This is a genomic window from Streptomyces sp. NPDC054813 (assembly GCF_053611365.1).
Genome location: NZ_JBSHAF010000031.1, coordinates 28,045 through 30,426, shown reverse-complemented (window position 1 = coordinate 30,426; position 2,382 = coordinate 28,045). Strand labels below are relative to the sequence as shown.

General features: G+C 71.7%; 3 protein-coding genes. All 3 read left to right on the top strand.

Going from position 1 to position 2,382, the window contains the following annotated elements; translation table 11 throughout:
* The first annotated feature begins 409 nt into the window (after window positions 1–409).
* A complete protein-coding gene (locus ACWGJB_RS42385; protein WP_453385355.1) occupies window positions 410–814 on the top strand; it encodes a cupin domain-containing protein in 405 nt (134 codons plus the stop codon).
* 128 nt (window positions 815–942) lie between these two features.
* Window positions 943–1,353, top strand: coding sequence for an SH3 domain-containing protein (locus ACWGJB_RS42380; protein ID WP_453385354.1), 411 nt, complete (start codon window positions 943–945; stop codon window positions 1,351–1,353).
* Between the two features lie 193 nt (window positions 1,354–1,546).
* Window positions 1,547–2,311, top strand: coding sequence for an XRE family transcriptional regulator (locus tag ACWGJB_RS42375; protein ID WP_453385353.1), 765 nt, complete (start codon window positions 1,547–1,549; stop codon window positions 2,309–2,311).
* Window positions 2,312–2,382: the final 71 nt, after the last annotated feature.

The following is a 2,382-nucleotide window of genomic DNA, read 5'->3' as shown; positions in this document are numbered from 1 at the left end:
CCGTTGTGGGGCGTGAATTCTGCTGTGTCTTTCGGGGGTGGGTTTGGGGGCGGATGCTGTCTATGGGGGATACCCGCCCGCGGGGGGCGCCGCCCCCCCACATCTCGGGGCTGTGCAGCCAGACCCGGAACGGGCCGCGGACGGCGCCGCGGCGGCCCGCGATCCGGGCGGCCAGCTCCTGCTGCCTCGGGTCCATGTCTTCTTCGCTGAGTACGGGGAGCCTCATGGGGGCCGGTACCTGCTTTCTCTCTCCGGCGGCCGTGGGATGCCAGGTGACGCTACAGCCGGATCCGGGCGGCTCACCCCTCCCGGAACGCAAGGTAAAACTGCACGCCAGGGGGCACCCGTTCGCGCGGACGCGGCCTAACGTCGGTCGGCGTATCGCATCGCAGTGGAGAGGAATTCCCGGATGACCACGATCATCAAGGCCGCGTCCGTGCCCCTGCTCGACCGGGGCGGCTCGGTCGGGACGACACCGCTGATCACCACGCCGTCGGCGGGCGGGGAGAACCTGATCACGAGCGGGATGAGTGTCTATCCGGTGGGTTCCGGGGCGCCGTTGCACTCGCACAACTGCGACGAGCACGTGACCGTCCTGGAGGGCGAGGCGGAGGTGTGGGTGGACGGCGAGGTGACCCGGCTGGAGCGGTTCGACACCACCTACGTCCCGTCCCCCGTCCCCCACCTGTTCCGCAACGTCGGCGACACCCCGCTGCGGATCCTGTGGGTGTATTCGTCGGGGTATGTCACCCGGACCTTCACGGAGACGGGAAAGACCGTCGAGCACCTCTCCGCCGACGACCGGATGGGCTGAGCCCCGTCCCCGGGGACGTCCCAGGCGTCCCGGGGCACGCGGGGACGACATGACGGCCCTCGGCCATGGCAATCCTCCCCATCGTGATCACGCTTCGTGGTCACGAGCACGACAGCACGGAGGTTTCCATGTCCCGTCGGATCCTGAAGAGCGGCCTGCTGGCCACGGTCGCGGTGTTCGCGTTCCTGCCCACGGCCGGGGCCGCCACCGCGAGCGCCGCCACTCCGATCCCCGCACCACAGGGAATCATCCAGTACTACAACTACACCACCCTGCCCGCCCCGGCGGCCCACCGTCACTCCTGGTACCGCACGACCGGCCGGGTGACCACGCGCCACGTCCGGCTGAACGTCCGCTCCGGCCCGAGCACCCGCTACCACGTGGTCGGCCACCGTCACAGCAACCGGCTGGTCCCGGTGGCCTGCAAGACGTACGGCGGCTCGGTGCGCGGCAACCACACCTGGTACCGGCTGCCGCACCGCAAGGGGTACGTCTCCGGCCACTACGTCCGGATCGGCCACGCCGTTCCGTGGTGCTGACGGGTCCGTCCCGCCGTACTCCCTGACCGCCGAGGCCTGTTCGGGAACCCCGTTCCCGAACAGGCCTTCGGCATGCACCCCCTGATTGACCGACTTCACACCTGTTCGCCGATTGCGGCCCCGGCAACCATGGGAAGCCATCCCGACAACAGGGGCGAAACGCCCATAGCGTAATGAAGTCGAGGCACGCGACATGCGGCACTCCGAAGGAGCGACCACCACCCCACCCGACGAGTCGCCGGCGGCGAGCCTGCGCGAACTGAAGGAGCGTACGGGACTGAGCCTGGCGGCGCTGGCCGCCCGCACCCCGTACAGCAAGTCCGCCTGGCACCGCTATCTCACCGGCGCCAAACGGCCGCCGCGTCCGGCCGTGGAGGCCCTGGCCCGGCTCGCGGGCGTCGACCCCGCGGTCGTACTGGCGCTGTGCGAGGCAGCCGAGGAGCAGCCGCCCGTGGCTCCCGCACCGGCGACGCCGCGAGCGCGGTGGTGGCGGCTGCCGCTGACCGCGCTCGCGCTGCTCGCCGTGGCCGGGGTGACGGCGGCGGCCGTGAGCGTGTCCGACCGGCGCGCCGCCCAGGGCGCGCAACCGGTGTCGGGGGCGCCGCGCTGCCACGGGCGGGCCTGTCAGGGCGAGTTGCCGGACGCCTCGGCGTGCGCCCGGGACGCGCAGACCAAGAGCAGGGTCACCGGCACCGCGTACGACGTCCGGCTGCGCTACTCCCCCGCCTGCGGCACGGCCTGGTCCGAGGTGCGGATGCACGCCCCGCACGCCCGGGAGGTCTCGGTCCGGACCGGGCAGGACGTGCTCTCCGCGAGCTATCCCGCCGAGGACTCCGTCGGCTACACCAGCCCGATGCTCGCGGTGCCGACGCCCCGGGGGGTGGAGGCGTGTGCGGACGTCGAAGGGAAGCTGGCGTGCACCGGCCTCGAAGCCGAACCCGGCGACCTGGAGGAGTGAGAAGTGGGGGGGCGGCCCGGGCCGCGGGGGGGGACACAGAATTGAGTTTCTAACAGTGCCACCCGGGCGCT

What these genes read in the sequence shown, in the direction of transcription:
- ACWGJB_RS42385 (WP_453385355.1), top strand. Translation starts at nt 410, where the DNA reads ATGACCACGATCATCAAGGCCGCGTCCGTGCCCCTGCTCGACCGGGGC.
- ACWGJB_RS42380 (WP_453385354.1), top strand. Translation starts at nt 943, where the DNA reads ATGTCCCGTCGGATCCTGAAGAGCGGCCTGCTGGCCACGGTCGCGGTG.
- ACWGJB_RS42375 (WP_453385353.1), top strand. Translation starts at nt 1,547, where the DNA reads ATGCGGCACTCCGAAGGAGCGACCACCACCCCACCCGACGAGTCGCCG.